Annotated in this window: 13 protein-coding genes; 7 read left to right on the forward strand and 6 right to left on the reverse strand. The window is 60.4% G+C overall.

Annotated features, from left to right (window positions below; genetic code table 11):
- The first annotated feature begins 430 nt into the window (after positions 1 to 430).
- Complete coding sequence (locus HNR38_RS16240) at positions 431 to 1,366, forward strand: integron integrase (protein WP_183706277.1); 936 nt, start codon at positions 431 to 433, stop codon at positions 1,364 to 1,366.
- Here the strand turns inward: HNR38_RS16240 and HNR38_RS16245 are convergent.
- Positions 1,363 to 1,638: a YrhK family protein gene (locus HNR38_RS16245; protein WP_183706279.1), complete on the reverse strand. Its 276-nt coding sequence runs from the start codon at positions 1,636 to 1,638 to the stop codon at positions 1,363 to 1,365. The two genes, HNR38_RS16240 and HNR38_RS16245, sit on opposite strands and share 4 nt — an antisense overlap.
- A gap of 47 nt (positions 1,639 to 1,685) precedes the next feature.
- Positions 1,686 to 2,033 (reverse strand): 4a-hydroxytetrahydrobiopterin dehydratase, encoded by a 348-nt coding sequence (locus HNR38_RS16250; RefSeq protein ID WP_183706281.1) that lies wholly within the window; start codon positions 2,031 to 2,033, stop codon positions 1,686 to 1,688.
- 122 nt (positions 2,034 to 2,155) lie between these two features.
- Between HNR38_RS16250 and imuA the strand changes: the two genes are divergently transcribed.
- From imuA to HNR38_RS16265, 3 genes are read left to right on the forward strand one after another with little or no spacing between them, the layout of a single operon-like run.
- A complete protein-coding gene (gene imuA, locus HNR38_RS16255; RefSeq protein WP_183706283.1) occupies positions 2,156 to 2,848 on the forward strand; it encodes a translesion DNA synthesis-associated protein ImuA in 693 nt (230 codons plus the stop codon).
- 5 nt (positions 2,849 to 2,853) lie between these two features.
- A complete protein-coding gene (locus HNR38_RS16260; protein ID WP_183706285.1) occupies positions 2,854 to 4,272 on the forward strand; it encodes a Y-family DNA polymerase in 1,419 nt (472 codons plus the stop codon).
- A 3-nt stretch (positions 4,273 to 4,275) separates the two neighbouring features.
- Positions 4,276 to 7,386: an error-prone DNA polymerase gene (locus tag HNR38_RS16265; protein ID WP_183706287.1), complete on the forward strand. Its 3,111-nt coding sequence runs from the start codon at positions 4,276 to 4,278 to the stop codon at positions 7,384 to 7,386.
- Here the strand turns inward: HNR38_RS16265 and HNR38_RS16270 are convergent.
- The gene (locus HNR38_RS16270; RefSeq protein WP_379919294.1) at positions 7,380 to 9,350 is read right to left on the reverse strand and encodes a sigma 54-interacting transcriptional regulator; all 1,971 of its coding nucleotides are present in this window, start codon (positions 9,348 to 9,350) and stop codon (positions 7,380 to 7,382) included. The genes HNR38_RS16265 and HNR38_RS16270 overlap by 7 nt on opposite strands.
- Before the next feature lie 325 nt (positions 9,351 to 9,675).
- On the opposite strand from HNR38_RS16270, the gene cynS reads away from it, so the two are divergent.
- Together cynS and HNR38_RS16280 are read left to right on the forward strand one after the other, a co-directional pair.
- On the forward strand, positions 9,676 to 10,116 hold the full coding sequence (gene cynS, locus HNR38_RS16275) for a cyanase (protein WP_379919296.1): 441 nt from the start codon (positions 9,676 to 9,678) through the stop codon (positions 10,114 to 10,116).
- 12 nt (positions 10,117 to 10,128) lie between these two features.
- Complete coding sequence (locus tag HNR38_RS16280; RefSeq protein ID WP_183706293.1) at positions 10,129 to 10,941, forward strand: formate/nitrite transporter family protein; 813 nt, start codon at positions 10,129 to 10,131, stop codon at positions 10,939 to 10,941.
- Positions 10,942 to 10,993: 52 nt separating this feature from the next.
- On the opposite strand, the gene HNR38_RS16285 is transcribed toward HNR38_RS16280, so the two are convergent.
- The gene (locus tag HNR38_RS16285; RefSeq protein ID WP_183706295.1) at positions 10,994 to 11,908 is read right to left on the reverse strand and encodes an alpha/beta hydrolase; all 915 of its coding nucleotides are present in this window, start codon (positions 11,906 to 11,908) and stop codon (positions 10,994 to 10,996) included.
- Positions 11,898 to 14,072: a TonB-dependent siderophore receptor gene (locus HNR38_RS16290; RefSeq protein WP_183706297.1), complete on the reverse strand. Its 2,175-nt coding sequence runs from the start codon at positions 14,070 to 14,072 to the stop codon at positions 11,898 to 11,900. Before HNR38_RS16290 ends, HNR38_RS16285 begins: the two co-directional genes overlap by 11 nt.
- 192 nt (positions 14,073 to 14,264) lie before the next feature.
- Here HNR38_RS16290 and HNR38_RS17590 point away from each other — a divergent pair, with 192 nt between their 5' ends.
- Entirely contained in the window at positions 14,265 to 15,254 is a 990-nt protein-coding gene (locus tag HNR38_RS17590; protein WP_183706299.1) for a helix-turn-helix domain-containing protein, read from the forward strand.
- 49 nt (positions 15,255 to 15,303) lie between these two features.
- On the opposite strand, the gene HNR38_RS16300 is transcribed toward HNR38_RS17590, so the two are convergent.
- The gene (locus HNR38_RS16300; RefSeq protein WP_246362769.1) at positions 15,304 to 16,626 is read right to left on the reverse strand and encodes a sodium ion-translocating decarboxylase subunit beta; all 1,323 of its coding nucleotides are present in this window, start codon (positions 16,624 to 16,626) and stop codon (positions 15,304 to 15,306) included.
- Positions 16,627 to 16,631: the final 5 nt, after the last annotated feature.

The raw sequence follows: 16,631 nt of genomic DNA on the forward strand, positions 1-16,631 counted from the left end.
CCCACCTGGGCCATTCAAAAGTATCCGCCAACTACCCTCACTCTGCGGAAATTCTCAGTCTCACCGCTACCGCGAAGCGGTTTAGTTCAACAGCTTGTTATACGAACCCGTTCGTATATCACGCATTCGTATAAATCCATAATTCCACGAAGGGGCAAGAGAAGAGTTCTCTCCAGAAAACAGATACCTAACTCCCCCACTCCACGGCTACCGCAGGAGTTATACGCCCTTTGTTGAGCCCCCCCTGCTAACGTTCTGGGGCGTATAATTCCGCCCGATTCCTTTCCCTTTCTAACACTATCAGAAGGTTAGCGCGATTTCCCGGGAGTTTTACGAATGCATTCGTATAACTCCGGCAGGAACACCAAACTTGACAATCCCACCAAGCCAGATACTGTATATTAGTACAGCAAAAACAGAGGCTCCGGATATGGATATCCGTACCCCCATTCCTTCGCAGTCTAACCGTTTCCTGGATCGCCTTCGCAATTTCATTCGTCTGCGCGGGCTGGCCTACAAAACTGAAAAGACTTATATCTTCTGGATTAAGCGGTTCATCCGTTTTCACGGGCGTCGGCATCCGGAAACCATGGGCACTTCGGAAGTAGAAGCTTTTCTGTCTGATCTGGTTCTACAAGCCAATGTCAGCGTTGGCACCCAACGGGTGGCACTCAACGCTCTGATCTTTCTATACCGTGAATTTCTAGCTACTCCCCTTGAGGATCTCCATTATGAAAAGGCTAGGAAACCCAAAAAGCTGCCGGTGGTATTCAGCCCGGAGGAAGCCGCCAGCGTGATTACCAACCTGGAGGACGAGCACAAACTGATTGCCATGCTGATGTACGGCTCGGGCTTACGAATTAATGAAGCCCTCCGGCTACGCGTGAAGGATGTGGACTTTGGCATGCAACAGATCATCGTCCGGGATGGCAAAGGCGGTAAAGACCGAGTCACCTTATTGCCTGATCGTCTGGTGGAGCCATTGTGGCAACAAATCGATTCCGCCCTTCACCTGCACAAGGCCGATTTGGCTCACGGCTTTGGTTCAGTCTATATGCCTGCAGGGCTAGCACGGAAATACCCCAGTGCCTGCCAGGAGCCAGACTGGCAATATGTATTCCCTGCTTCCGACTTGTCTGTTGATCCGCGCTCAGGCATTAAAAGACAAAAGGCAAGTATCCATAAACCTGCAGGTAGCCATACATTCCGGCACAGCTTTGCCACTAGACTGCTTGAAGCAGGCTACGACATCAGAACCATCCAGAAACTACTCGGCCACTCCGACGTACGCACCACGGAGATCTATACTCACGTGGTTCGCAAAGGCGGCTTTGGCGTCCGTAGCCCCGTAGACGATGGCTTCTAGGATTCCCAGTTACTCGACGGAATGCGCTGTATGTGGATATGGCTGACCAGCCGGATGGTGGGTCGGATCAGGAACTGGAAACTGCCGATGATAAACAGCCAGACGGCGGCGGTTTCGTATTCGGGGAAGAGGAACAGGATACTGCCAATCAGAAACCAGACGGCGATGAAGAAGTCATTCACGATACTGACAAGTTCATAGCGCCGGCGGATGACCAGTTCTTCCTTGCCCAGTTTGACCGTCAGCGGGTTATCGGTCTGGTTTTCTACCATGGGGTGTCCTGTTGCGGGGGTGCGGGGCAGTAAGGCCCGCCCGGGCCTTACTGCATCTCCTGATAGGCAATGTCTGTACGGGCGGCCATCACGAAATCGTTTTTGTGAAGGCCTCCGATTTTATGGGTCCACCAGCGTACGGTGGTTTTACCATATTCCAGCAGGATGGCGGGGTGATGCCCCTCGGCTTCTGCCAGGTCGGCCACTTTGTTGGTGAATGCCTGAGCCTGTGCAAAGTTCTTGAACTTGAACACACGCTGTAACTGTTCTTCGCCATCCAGAGTGACAAGGTCCCAGTCCGGCACGGACTGATGCAGCTCCTGCTTTTCAGATTCGGTGACTGTGGGGGCGTCTGCACTGCAGGCCGAGCAGGCCTGTTGGCTGAGATCACTCATGTTTTACCTCCCATTGTTCCGTGTACTTACCAAGGTGGGACCGACCGGCGGTTTTATCAACCCGTTCTTGCAATCCAGGCCCTCACAGAATACTGTATATTTAAACAGTATCGGAGGTTTTCATGAGCGAGTTGCTGACCACCCTGTTGCAGGATGCCCGCGTCTGGCAGGGCCACCGGCAACACACCACCATCACTCAGCCGGCAGAAGCCACAGGCTACCAGGCGCTGGATAACCAGTTGGGCGGCCTTGGCTGGCCCAGGGGCGCACTGAGCGAATGCCTGCTGGATGTCTGCGGCATCGGAGAGTTGCAACTGGTGCTGCCCCTGATGAAACGCATGGCCGGTTCCGGCCGGACGGTCTTCTGGCTGAACCCGCCCAGTACCCCCTACGCGCCGGCACTGGCGCGGGAAGGTGTCGAGCTGGACAACGTGGTGGTCATCCATACCAGCGATGCTGCTGACTTTCTGTGGACCCTGGAAAACTGCCTGCGCTCACCGGTCACCGGGCTGGTTCTGGCCTGGCCAGGCAAACTGGCCAGCCGTGATGTACGGCGCCTGCAACTGGCATCGGAAGCCGGGCATAACGTCTGTGTGCTGTTCCGTGAGAGACACCACGCCGAACAGAACTCACCGGCCGCTCTGCGCCTGGAGCTGATGCCGGCAGATCAACAGGGACTGAGGATCAATATCCTCAAGCGCCGTGGCAGTTGGCCCGGCCAGCGCTGCACCCTGGCCATGGCCCACCGGGCTGACATCGGCGTCCAGGAATCGCCGCGGGTGGTTTCTGGCCCCTGGCCCGGCACGTCACGGTAGTCGTCATGCTCTGGCTTTATCTGCACTTCCCTCACCTGATGCTGGACCACGTCCGCCGCAACCAGCCCACCGACAAGCCTCTGGTGATTGCCGATGGTTCCGGGCAGGTCATCCTGCAGGCCTGCGCTCAGGCGCGGGATCTGGGCATTCAGCCCGGTATTCGCCTGAAAACCGCGCTGGGACTGGCACCGGAACTGAGCCTGTTGCAGGCAGACCAGGCCCAGGAAACCCGATTGCTGGAAGATCAGGCCCGCTGGCTGTACCGGTATGTGGCCCATATTACCCTGGCATCGCCAGACGGCCTCTGGGCGGAAGTCAGCAGTCTGCAGAGGCTTTACGGCGGCCTGGCGGCCATCTGGCAAACGGTGGAGCAGGCGCTGGCCGAGCACCAGTTGACCGCCTGGCCTGCCCTGGGCCACACGCCCCTGGCGGCCCGTCTTCTGGCCCGGGCCGGTAAAGGGGAATGCACGGCTGACAAGGGCCACATCAGCCATGCCCTGAATCAACTGCCCTTGCAGGCGGCAGAGTTTGAGCCGTCGGCCTGCACGCGGTTGAACCGTCTCGGCCTGAACACTCTGGGGGAAGTGTTTGCCCTGCCCCAAAAGGAACTGGCTCGCCGGTTGTCGCCGGAGCTGCTGGTGCATGCACAGAAAATCCAGGGCACCCGGCCGGATCCCCGCGCTCCCTGGCAACCGCCCCACCGGTTTCGCCAGCAGGCGGACTTCATTCAGGAGGTGGAGCACACCCAGGGACTGCTGTTTGCCCTGCAACGCATTCTGGCGGAGCTGGAAGAGGATCTCTGCTGGCGCCAGCAGGACACCGACACCCTTCTGCTGATACTGAAGCACCGGCACCTGGAGCCCACGCGCCTGCGCCTGCGCACCACCGGCCCGGAGCACCGGGCGGAGACCTTTTTAAAACTGATCCGCCTGAAGCTGGACCAGCAACCACTGCGCGCACCGGTCACCAGTCTGGTGCTGGCCGTGCGGCGGTTTACCGGCCGAGAAACGCCCGGCGGACAGGACCTGCTGGGGGAATCCCAGGATCTGAACGAAGCCTGGCACACTCTGATCAGCCGCCTGCAGGCGCGCCTTGGGGAACAAGCCCTCACCCGCCTGTCACCCCAGGCGGACCACCGGCCGGAATTTGCCTGGTGCGCGAGTGATGTCCGGCAACGCACGCATTCAGCAGCCGGCAACTGGCAGGCACTGCCACGGCGCCCCCTGTGGCTGTTGCCCGGCCCCTGCCCACTGGAACAACAACCGGTTGCCTGGTTCTCCGGGCCTGAACGCATCAGTGCCGGCTGGTGGGACGGCCAGCGGGTACACCGGGATTACTACATTGCCCAGCTACCAGGCGGGCAGGTGGCCTGGGTCTACCGGGATATCCGGGATGCCTGGTTTATCCATGGCTGGTTTGGCTAATCCATGACTTACGCGGAACTCTGCTGCTTCAGCAATTTCACCTTCCTGACCGGCGCTTCCCACCCCCAGGAACTGGCCGAGCGCGCGGCCGAACTGGGTTACCGGGCGCTGGCCATTACCGATGCCTGTTCGGTAGCGGGCATTCCGCGCGCCTGGGCAGCCCTGAAAGACAGCCCGGTCAAACTGATCACCGGTAGCTGGTTTGCCCTGGCCGATGCCCCGGCAGGTGCCGTGCCCCCGGAATTTGTGTTGCTGGCCCGTACCCGGAAGGGCTATGGCCAGTTATGCCAGTTGATCACCACCGGCCGTCGGCGGGCCGAGAAGGGCCAGTACCGCCTGTTCGTTCAGGATCTGGAAACCCACGATCTGGGCGACTGCCTGTGCCTGTGGCAACCACCGGCGCCCCTCGATGCTGACGCAGACCAGGCTCTGGCCTGCGGGGAATGGCTGCTGCGCCTGTTTGAGCACCGCCTGCGCATAACCGCCAGCCGGACGCTGGAGGCTGGTGAAGACCAGCAACTGGCACGGGTTCGCTGGCTGGCCGACCATCTGCGTTGTGCTGTCGTCGCCAACGGGCAGGTCCATATGCACAGCCGGGAACGCCAGCCACTGCAGGATGTGCTCACCGCCCTGCGCCATCACCGTACGCTGGAAACTGCCGGTCACTACCTGTTCCAGAATGGCGAGCGTTACCTGCGGCCTATGCCGGTGTTACAGCGTCTGTTCCCCGAGCCCTGGCTAAAGGAAACCCTCAGCATTGCCGATGACTGCACCTTCGAGCCCGGTAGCCTGCGCTACGAATACCCGCCCGATCTGGTGCCAGAACATGAAACTCCGGCCGCCTTCCTGCAGCGTCTGACCCGCGAGGGCGAACGCCGCCGTTACCCGGACGGCACACCCATGAAGGTTCAGGCACTGATCCGCAAGGAGCTGGCGCTGATCTCCGAGATGCGCTACGAGCACTATTTCCTCACCATCCAGGACATCGTCGCCTTTGCCCGCAGCCGGGGCATCCTGTGCCAGGGCCGGGGTTCGGCGGCCAACTCGGCGGTGTGTTACTGCCTGGGCATTACCGAGGTGAACCCGGCGAACGTGGAGCTGCTGTTCGAGCGTTTCATTTCCAAAGACCGGGGCGAGCCGCCAGACATCGACGTGGACTTTGAACACCAGCGCCGCGAGGAAGTCATCCAGTACATCTACCAGCGTTACGGCCGGGAGCGCGCGGCCCTGGCCGCCACGGTGATCCGCTACCGGCCCCGCAGCGCCATCCGCGATGTGGGCAAGGCTCTGGGCTTTGATGCCGCCCTGGTGGAACAACTGCTGGATGGCATCGACTGGCGCGACCGGGCCACCAACTGGCGCCAGCAGATTCTGGACAAGGGCCTGACCCGCAACCCGAAAGTGGCTGACCAGTTCTTCACCCTGGTGAACACCCTCTTGGGCTTTCCCCGCCATCTTTCCCAGCATGTGGGCGGCTTTGTCATCAGCGCCGGACCACTGGCGAAACTGGTGCCCGTGGAAAACGCCGCCATGGAAGGGCGCACCGTGATCCAGTGGGACAAGGACGACCTGGAAAGCCTGGGGCTTATGAAAGTGGATGTGTTGGCGCTGGGCATGCTCACCGCCATTCGCAAGGCGCTGGCACTGGTCAATGAACTGAAGGGCGAGCCCTTCGAGATTCAGGATATTCCCCAGGAAGATCCCGCCACCTACGCCATGCTGCAACAGGGCGATAGCATTGGCGTGTTTCAGGTGGAATCCCGTGCCCAGATCAACATGCTGCCCCGGCTGAAACCGGAGACGTATTACGACCTGGTGATTGAAGTGGCCATCGTACGGCCCGGCCCCATCCAGGGCGACATGGTGCATCCCTACCTGCAGCGCAAGCACGGTCTGGAGCCTGTGGACTACCCCAACGATGCCATCCGACAGGTGCTGGAACGCACACTCGGTGTGCCCATTTTCCAGGAACAGGCCATCAAACTGGCGATGGTGGCCGCCGGTTTCAGCGCTGGCGAGGCCGACCAGTTACGCCGGGCCATGGCAGCCTGGAAATCCCACGGCGATCTTTCCCCATTCCGGGACAAGCTGATCCGGGGCATGAGAGAGCGCGGGCACAGCGAAGACTTTGCCGAACGGCTGTACAAGCAGATCTGCGGTTTCGGTGGCTACGGTTTTCCGGAATCCCACGCTGCCAGCTTTGCCCTGCTGGTGTATGTCTCCGCCTGGCTCAAACGCCATTATCCGGCAGCCTTCTACTGTGCCCTGCTCAACAGCCAGCCCATGGGCTTCTATTCCCCCTCCCAACTGGTGCAGGACGCCCGGCGCCATCAGGTCATCGTGCTGCCGCCAGACGTCAACCACAGCCAGTGGGAGCACAGCCTGGAAGGCGCCGACAACCGCCTGCGCCTGGGTTTGCGGCTGATTCAGGGTCTGTCGTCACCGGGCGCGCAGGGCATTGAGCGGAACCGGCCGGCCGGTGGCTACCGGTCGGCTGCCGAATTGCGCCGCCTGGCTCTGCTGGATCAAAGGGATATGGAGTTACTGGCCGGGGCCAATGCCATGCCGGCATTCACCGATAACCGCCACCAGGCCTACTGGCAGTTACTGGAACACGAAGAACCCGCGGCCCTGTTCGCAGGAGACAGCGCCGGCGACTACCAGTCCGAACCCGCGCCTTTCCTGCCCGAGCCCACCGAAGGGCAGAACATACTGGCCGATTACAGTAGCCAGGGGCTGAGCCTTCGGCGTCACCCTCTGGCGCTGCTGCGGGAACAGGGCCATCTGAAGCACTGTCACAGCGCCGAACAGCTCAAAAACCTGAAACCTGGCCTGCCGGTTCAGGTGGCCGGGCTGGTGACCGGCCGCCAGCGACCCGGGTCCGCCGCCGGGGTCACCTTTGTGACCCTGGAGGACGAAACCGGCAACGTGAATGTGGTGGTCTGGCTGGAAACCGCCCGGCGCCAGCGCAAACCCCTGCTGACCGCCCGGCTGTTACACGTCAAAGGCGTACTGGAACGGGAAGGCGATATTGTCCATGTGATGGCGGGCAAGCTGTCGGATCTCAGCCACCTGATCCACACCCTGCCCGTCAGTTCCCGGGATTTTCACTGACTGGCTGTCAGCTCTCGGGCTTGTCTGCCCTGCTGCTGATTGGCAGCGCTTGAACCAACCCAATCGCACTGATCACGATAGTCTCTGGCCCAAATGCCATGGCGTTTCAGCCTGGAGGCCAATGTGGTCGGTTTGATGCCGAGTAGCTCGGCAGCCCCGCCAGCCCCCGAAATCTTGCCATTGGTTCTCAAGAGCGCATTGACCATGTTCTGCCGTTCACTGCTTTGGCGTTCGTCCTCCGTGAGGGGGCGATTCACCGGGCGGTAGGGGGTGTCTCCCGCGGCCATGGTGACGCCCTCGGGAGCGTTGTCTCTGGGCAGGTCGAAACTGAGCTTGTGGCCACGAGTCACAATCACCTGCCTCTCGATCACGTTTTCCAGCTCCCGAACATTGCCCGGCCAGCTGTACTGTTTGAGTGCCTCTACGTTGGCACGGCTCAGCTCCAGGGGCTCGCGGTTGAATTTTCGACAGGCATTACGCAGAAAAAGCTGGGCGAGAGGCGGAATGTCTTCGGGCCGTTTACGCAGCGGTGCGGATTCGATGGGAAAGACATTCAGGCGGAAATAGAGGTCCTCCCGGAACCGACCAGCGCTGACTTCCGACTGCAGGTCGCGGTTTGTGGCCGCAATAAGCCGCACATCCACATTTCGCGTCGTGGTTTCACCAAGGCGCTCAAACGTCTGCTCCTGCAGAACCCTCAGCAGTTTGCTTTGAAGGGAGAGCGGAATTTCACCGACTTCGTCCAGAAACAGCGTACCGCCGTCAGCCAGTTCGAATCGGCCCACCCGATCACTGACGGCGCCCGTAAACGCGCCTTTGATGTGGCCGAAAAACTCGCTTTCAAACAGATCAGCAGGAATGGCAGCACAGTTCACTCGGATCATGGGGCGGCCGGACCGACCACTGGCATTATGAATGGCCCGTGCAACCAGCTCCTTGCCGGTGCCCGACTCGCCGCTGATCAGTACGTTGGCATCGGTCGGCGCCACCAACTCGATCCGCTCGGTCATGGCCGAAATCGCCGAACTGCAGCCAACGATTTCGTGCGAGTTGTGCCCGGCGCTGATTTCCTCCTGCAGGTAGGCATTTTCCATTTCGAGGCGATGTTTGAGGCTTTCGACTTCTTCGATGGCCTGCTTCAACTCGTCTTCGGCACGGCGACGTTCTGTCATGTCCCTGAACACCACCACCGCACCGATCAACTGGCCATTATCGAGAATCGGGGTGCTCGTGTACTCCACCGGAAAGCAGGTGCCATCGCGGCGCCAGAAGTAATCATCACTGACGCGATGGATAGCGCCATCGTGGAAGGCTCGGTAGATCGGGCAGCATTCCCGGTGGTGAGGGCTGCCATCGCGGTGGCTATGGTGAACCGCCTTGTGCATGCTCAGCCCCAGGAGGTCGTCCCGCTTCCATCCCAGCATTCGCTCGGCGGCGGAATTCAGGAAAGTGGCACGACCTTCAGCGTCCACGCCATAGATGCCTTCGCCAACGGCTTCCAGAATCAGATGGTTCTTTCGCTCGATCTCCTGGAACAGGGTTTCGATTCGTTTCCAGTGCAGCAGCCCGTCCCGGTGATAGGTATTGATTTCATACCGTTCACGCCGCGCTTTCAGCTCATCCAGATCCCTTAGCAGCATCAACAGGCGGGGCTCACCGGCAACCATGAACACGGACAGCGACAGTTCCACGGCGATGGACCGCTCATCGCCGGTCACCAGACTCAAATCACGGCTCCAGGCCGTACCCCGTTCCAGCGCCTCGTCAGTGATGCTGACCAGTTGTGGCATTTGTCCCTTGAACAGGCTTGAAAGGCACGCGCCGGTAGCATCATCCCCGGCCTCGCTCAGCAATTTCAGCAGGCGCTGGTTGGCAGTCTCGATCAAGTCGCTCTTCGGATCCGCCACCAGGGCGGGATCGGGCAACGTTTCAATCCAGTCCCGGTTTGTTGAAGGAAATCCCAGGGCAGTCAAAGCAGTCTCCTCTTGTCCGGCTACAGCCTTCCCGGGTTTCAACCTTCATGCCAGTTTACGAGAACTCGTGCCTCGCATTCACGAGAACTCGTTTTTTACGAAATATCGCAATCATCCTTCTTAGGCCATCCACCTTTAAATCATTGAACATAAAGGATTTAAAAAACATGCCCAATCTGGCACGCCCCCTGCTGTAACCAGGACAGGTCGCCGCACAACGGATACCAACGTCAATCGGTGCGGCGCACCAAAACAGATAACTGAACCGATAACGCACACGGATGACTCACCCGACTGACTGAGGAATGAGGCAATGATGAATCACGAAACCATGACCGCCGCCATCCTGAACGCCAAAAATGACAAAGGCTATTCCTGGGAGACACTGGCAGAGGAAATCGGGATGTCCCCCGTCTGGACCGCCTCCTGCTGCTATGGCATGAACACCATGCTCGAGGAACAGGCAGGCACCCTCTGTCGCCTGCTCGACCTGAGTGACGATGTAGAAAAGCTGTTGCAGACCAGTCCCCACAAACAATGGGGGCCTGCTGTACCAACCGATCCGCTCATCTACCGTCTGTACGAAGCAATGATGATCTACGGCCAGAGCGTCAAGGACGTCATCCATGAAAAGTTTGGCGACGGCATCATGAGTGCCATCGACTACAAGATGTTCGTGGATCGCGTGGAAGACCCGAAGGGTGACCGTGTCGTGATCACGATGGATGGCAAATTCCTTCCCTACAAGCGCTGGTAAGAGGTAAATATCATGTCTTACATTGCACCCAAAGAGTTCGTTACCAAACTGGTGGACGCCGGGGAAGCCAAAGTATACATGGGTACGCGCGACACCCTGATTCGCGCCTTCATGGCGGGTGCCACGCTGGCACTCGCGGTCATCTTCGCTATCACCATCGCCGTTCAGACCGGCTCATTCCTGCTCGGTGCGCTGCTTTTCCCGGTCGGCTTTTCAATGCTCTACCTGATGGGCTATGACCTGCTCACTGGTGTGTTCACTCTTGTACCAATGGCTTTGCTGGATAAACGCCCTGGCGTCACTTTCGGCCGCATGCTCAAGACCTGGGGTCTGGTCGCGCTTGGCAACCTGGGGGGCGCCCTGTTCATCGCCGTCTTTGGCTATCTCAACTTCAGCATGGCGGGGTCCGAAGCCATCAATGACGTGGGGCAAAAGATCATGGCGGTCGGCGAAAGCCGTACGGTCGGTTATCAGGAAGCGGGACTGGCGGGTTGGATCGTGCTGTTCCTGCGCGGCATGTTCTGTAACTGGATGGTTTCCATGGGCGTGGTCGGTGCGACGATCTCCACCAGTGTGTCAGGCAAGATCATGGCCATGTGGATGCCGATCATCGTGTTCTTCTATCTCGGCTTTGAGCACTCGGTGGTGAACATGTTCCTGTTCCCGATTGGCCTGATGATGGGCGCGGACTTCACCCTCTACCAGTACATCATGTGGAACGAGATTCCGACGGTCCTTGGTAATCTGGTTGGCGGTCTGACCCTGGTGGGTCTGGTGCTTTACACCACTCACATCCGCACTCAGCCCAAGAAGCAGTTCGCTTAATCCCCTCAACCAAAATGCCCCGAGAACTCCTGCTCCCGGGGCATTCCTTCACTTACCGATGAATAAACGTCATGGCCCGGCGGGCAGCCGGCCACATCACACTGCCGTGCCCTTCCCCCGGAAAAATTGCCGTTTCCATCGACCATTGGGGGCGTTGCCTACGCAACCAGCCAGACAGTTCCTCCACGTTATCCACCATGGCCCGGGCGCGAATCTTGTCCGCTTTGGGGGTGCCCTGCTCGGCGGCATCGGGCGTCTGTTCCTGGCCACCCACAGCCAGCAACAGGCTCGGCGCCCGGCCATCGCGGGTGGTTGGCTCCGGTAACGCTGACACCCGCTGCAACGGGTCGTCGCCATACCACCACAGCGATGGGCTGATGGCGATGTAGCGCTCGAAGCTGTCCGGCTCGGTCAGCAGAACATGCAGGGTAAACAAGCCGCCCAGGGAGTGCCCCAGAAGCGCCTCCCGGCTTCGATCAATCGGGTACCGGCTGGCGATGTCGGGCTTGAGGGTCTGGTTGATGAAAGCCAGAAAGCGATCCGCTCCGCCGTGCCCCTGTTCCGGCTGGTTGTGTGCGGCGTCCGGTGGCGTGTAGTCCGCCGCACGGCGCTGGAAATCAAAGCGGTCGGCGTCGGGGTAGCCGATGGCCACAATCAGCAGTGGGCTACCTTCGCGGGGGCCGGAACGCATCAGGGTGTCACGGGCCACCTGGAGCAATGGCAGATAGGCATTGCCGTCCAGCAGGTAAAGCACCGGATACCCCTGTGCCGGTGGCGGGCCTTCCGGTTCGGCAACCTCGATCCGGTAATCGCGGCCCGTCTCCGGCGACGCCAGGTCGTAGCTCCGGGTACCCGGCAGGGCAACCTCGCCGGCTGTGGCGCTGAAAGAAAAGGCGGGAAACATAATGAGCAGGCACAGAACCCCGGCCATCCAGGCCGGGGTCTGAAAGGCGCGTTTAGAAGTCATAGCGCACGGTGGCAACTGCATTGGCCGGGGCGCCCATCATGTTGAAGGTGCCCTCACCACCTACCCGGTTGTAGTACTCTCGGTCGAGCAGGTTGTTCAGGTTCAACTGGGCGCTCAGGTTCTCGCTGAAGTCGTAACCGATCATGGCATCCACAACGGCGTATCCCGGGGCATCGATACCGGCACTGGCTTCAAAGTGGCTCATGGCCGTTACACCACCGCCGATACGCAGGCCATGGAGCTGGCCACCGTTGAAGCCGTACTGGGTCCACAGTTTCACCTGGTTCTGGGGCATCAGCAGGAACACGCCGTCATTACGGGCACTGGACGCTTCCTGAACGTCAGTATCCATGTAGGTGTAGCCGGCGATCAGGTCCCATTGCTCGGTCAGGCTGCCGCTGATTTCCACTTCGCCACCCTCGATGCGCATTTCACCCACCGCTTCCGAGTAGCTCTCGCCGGTTACCGGCGCCGCCCGATTTTCGTCGTACAGGCGGAAAGCGCTCACACGGGCGTTCAGGTCGCCGCCGAAGTAGCTGCCTTTCACACCCACTTCATACTGGTCGCCTTCACGCGGGTCCAGCAGGTCGCCATCAACATCCACGCTGGTCTGCGGCTTGAACACCTGCGAATAGCTGGCGTACAGCGAGTGCTGGCGATCCAGGTCGAACACCAGGCCGGCATAGGGCGTGACTTCGGAATCGCTGCGATCCTGGCCGTCGCCGGAGGTGTTATCAATTTCTTCCACCTTGTAACGGCTGACCCGGCCGCCGGCAATCAGTGCCAGGCTTTCAACCGGGCGCAGGGTCAGTTTGGCGTACAGCCCGGTTTCCCGCAGCCGGGAGGTGGAGTCACTGAAACGGAACCCGCCGGTGCCGTCCCGGCCTGCCTGCAGAATGTCCACATACGCCAGGTTGTTCAGCTCTTTACGGGTAACGCCACTGGCCAGCCCGCGGGTACGGGTGGAGGCATTGTCGGTGTCGTACTTCTTGAAGTCGGTGCCCACCACGAATTCGCTGACGTTGCCAAATGCCTCAAACGGCTTGCTGTAACTGGCGTCCACAGCCAGCGCTTCCTGGTCCACTTCAGCACCGATACCGGCGACACCCAGTGTCTGATTGGCATCCAGGGCGCTGCCACCGAAGGCGTAGTTGTAGTTCGCATGGCGGTCGGAATAACGGGCCGCCACGCGGCCGAAACCGCCACCAGCGAAGCTGTGAGTCAGCTCGGCAAACCAGTCGTTGGTCTCGCTTTCAAAGTTATTCCACTTGGCGCCGTAGAAATCAGACTGGGAGCTGTAAAACAGGTCGCCATTGCTGTCCAGGGGCCGGCCGTTATCCACCACGATGTCCTTGGTGTTGCGCAGCACACCCAGGCCCAGCGTGGTGTTGTCGGTCAGATCAATATCCACGGCTGCGTAGAGATCGCTCTGTTTGTTGTCGTTGTAATCCACGTAGCTGGCGTGGTCGGTGCGGTCCGCGACCACCCGGCCACGTACACTGCCGCTCTCATTGAGCGGGCCGGCCACATCCATCTGGGCGCCGTACTGGTCTTCGGTACCAGCCGTGCCCTGGATGTGCGCCTGAAACTCATCGGTCGGGCGCTTGCGTACCAGGTTCACGATACCGCCCATCTCGCTGGTGCTGTTGAACAGCCCGGAGGGGCCACGCATGATCTCCACCCGGTCAATGGCTGACAGCGATGGTACCGAGCCATTGATGCTCGCCATAGGCGCCGGCAGGCCATCGATGTTGTATTCGTCGTATTCGTAACCCCGGGCGTAAATAGACGAGCGCCCGTTATCGTTGCTCAGCACCCGCATACCCGGTGTTTTCCGGCCGAGTTCGTCCAGGGTGTTCAGGTTCTGGTCTTCAATTGCCTCGCGGGTAACCACACTGACCGACTGGGGAATGTCACGCAGGGTCGCCGGGGTTTTGGTACCTACCGTAGCCGACTCGATGCCATAACCACCCGTCGCTTCCGAGGCATCCATCTCGTAAAAGCGGTTACCTTCCACGGTAATGGCATCCAGCCGGGTGACCGGTTCATCGGACTGTGCCAGGGCATTCTGACCGAGGCCCAGCATGAGCAGCGCACTGCCTGCAGCCACCCGGGAAAACCGTCTGCCCTGGGTCTGAGTGAATACGTTGCGTGAATTCGCCATCTTGCGCTCCCTTGTTCAATACATCAGACGCCGACATTTATTGCGAATGATAATGCGTTACAATATCGACTGTGGCGGCAGATTATGCCAGCCCGCCGTCTTCCCTGCCTTTGCGAATACGGCGAATCGCTTTGCCAAAGCACCAGATGCAAACCAACACGCTTTGCCCGGAACCCACACCAGGAGGGGTCAGTGACAGTATCGGTATCCACACACGGGATTGATGCCAGTGAACTGCGCAAACTATCCGCACCGCTGGTGAATCATCAGCAACTGGAGATACCACCGGCGCAACAGGCAACGCCCCTGCTGACCGGCTACATGAAGGTGACGGAACTGGAACCCGGCATGCGCCTTCGCCTGGCGGATGTGCAGGACCACTTCGGACTGACCAGCCGTGCGGAACTGCCCGCCGGGGTCAAGATTGCCCTGGTGGTGGATGGCGCAGCGCGGGTGCGCTATGGCCAGCAGGAAACCGAGCTCGGCCCGTCCGCGGGCAGTACCGGGCTGGTGGTTGTGATGCCCAGAGCTGACCACTTCGAGCGCCAGGGCCGGCCGGAAAGCTTCGAACGAACCCTGACCCTGTCACTGACGCCCCAGTGGCTGGTCCGTCACGGCCTCGGCCGTTTACTGGAGCCCACCGATGGTACCAAGCCGCATTTATGCCACTGGACACCGTCCACTCAGTTGCTATTCAACGCCTGGAAGCTGTTCAATCAACCTCCCGAGTACAGCAATCCGCTGTACCAGATGCAGTTGAACGGGTTTGCTCTTTCCCTGGCCAGTGAAGCCCTGAGTCATGTCCATAGCCGGTCCCAGCCCGCCTTTGAGCCTCTGCCGGATGCCGGCAACCTGCACGATCGCAGGCTGGTCCGGCTGATGAACCTGATTGACAGTGGCCGCGCCCGGCATGCCACCCAGGCCGATCTGGCCAGCCATCTGGGCATGAGCCTGAGCAACCTGCAGCGTCGTTTCCGGGCACAGTACGGCGAGGCCCTGGGGCATTATCTGCGCCGCCATTATCTGGGGGTTGCCCGGGAGGCCCTGATGCGTGACCGGGTCAGCGTCGAAACCGCCGCCGATCTGGCCGGCTACACCAGCGCCCCCAATTTCGCCACCGCCTTCCGTCGGGAATTCGGCATCACCCCCAGCGACTGCCGGGGCCCGGAGCCCAGACAATAAAAAACCCCGCCCGGCCGAAGCCGACGGGGTTTTTCCGGCAGTGTGCGGATCAGCCCAGAAGCTTGATCATCACACCGGCCGCCACGGCAGAACCGATAACGCCGGCCACGTTCGGGCCCATGGCGTGCATCAGCAGGAAGTTCTGCGGGTTGGCTTCCAGGCCCACCTTGTTGGAGACCCGCGCCGCCATCGGCACCGCAGAGACACCGGCAGAGCCAATCAGCGGGTTGATCTGCTCCTTGGTGAACCTGTTCATCAACTTCGCCATCAGCAGGCCACAGGCGGTACCGATACCGAACGCGACGATACCCAGCGCCAGGATACCCAGGGTCTGGGCATCCAGGAACTTGTCCGCCATCAGCTTGGAACCCACCGACAGCCCCAGGAAGATGGTGACAATGTTGATCAGGGCGTTCTGGGCAGTATCGCTCAGACGCTCGACCACGCCACACTCACGCATCAGGTTACCGAAGCAGAACATGCCCAGCAGCGGTGCCGCATCCGGCAGGAACAGAACCACGGCGATCAGCACCACCAGCGGGAAGGCGATTTTCTCGCGCTTGCTCACCGGGCGCAGCTGGTTCATCTTGATCTGGCGCTCTTTCTCGGAGGTCAGCGCTTTCATGATCGGCGGCTGGATCATCGGCACCATGGCCATGTAGGCGTAGGCCGATACCGCAATGGCACCCAACAGGTGCGGCGCCAGAACACTGGACACGTAGATGGAGGTTGGGCCGTCAGCACCACCGATGATGCCGATGGCAGCCGCTTCCATGATGTTGAAGTCCAGTACCCCGGTCCAGTCCAGCAGGGCCGCGCCAAGCACGGTGCCAAAGATGCCGAACTGGGCGGCCGCACCGAGCAGCAGCGTCTTCGGGTTGGCCAGCAGCGGACCGAAGTCGGTCATCGCGCCCACACCCATGAAGATCAGCAGCGGGCCGACGGTACTGCCGATAACCACCTGGTAGAAGTTGTAAAGCATGCCGTGGCCGTAGCCATAGTCCGACGCCAGGCCGTTGGCCATGGCCACCTGGGCCGAGCTGGCTTCCTTGTAGGCGTGCTTGAAGGTGTCCATCACCTCCGGCGTCACCGCCTGGGTTGCCTGGTAGCCCACGTCGAGGGTGCCGGCCAGAGCGGCCAGCACTTCCGGTTTGGCCATATGGATGGCATTTTCCGCCGCAGACAGGGCCAGCCCTGCCTCCGGGATATTCGCCAGGATACCGCCGAACCCGATCGGGACCAGCAGCAGTGGCTCAAAGCCCTTGCGAATCGCAAGGAACAGCAGCAGAAGGCCAATGGCGATCATGATCACCTGGCCGATTTCTATGTTGAACAGGCCACTGCCTGTCCAGAGCGTCATTAATTTATCCATGGAAT

It is taken from the genome of Marinobacter oulmenensis, from assembly GCF_014201735.1.
GTDB lineage: Bacteria > Pseudomonadota > Gammaproteobacteria > Pseudomonadales > Oleiphilaceae > Marinobacter > Marinobacter oulmenensis.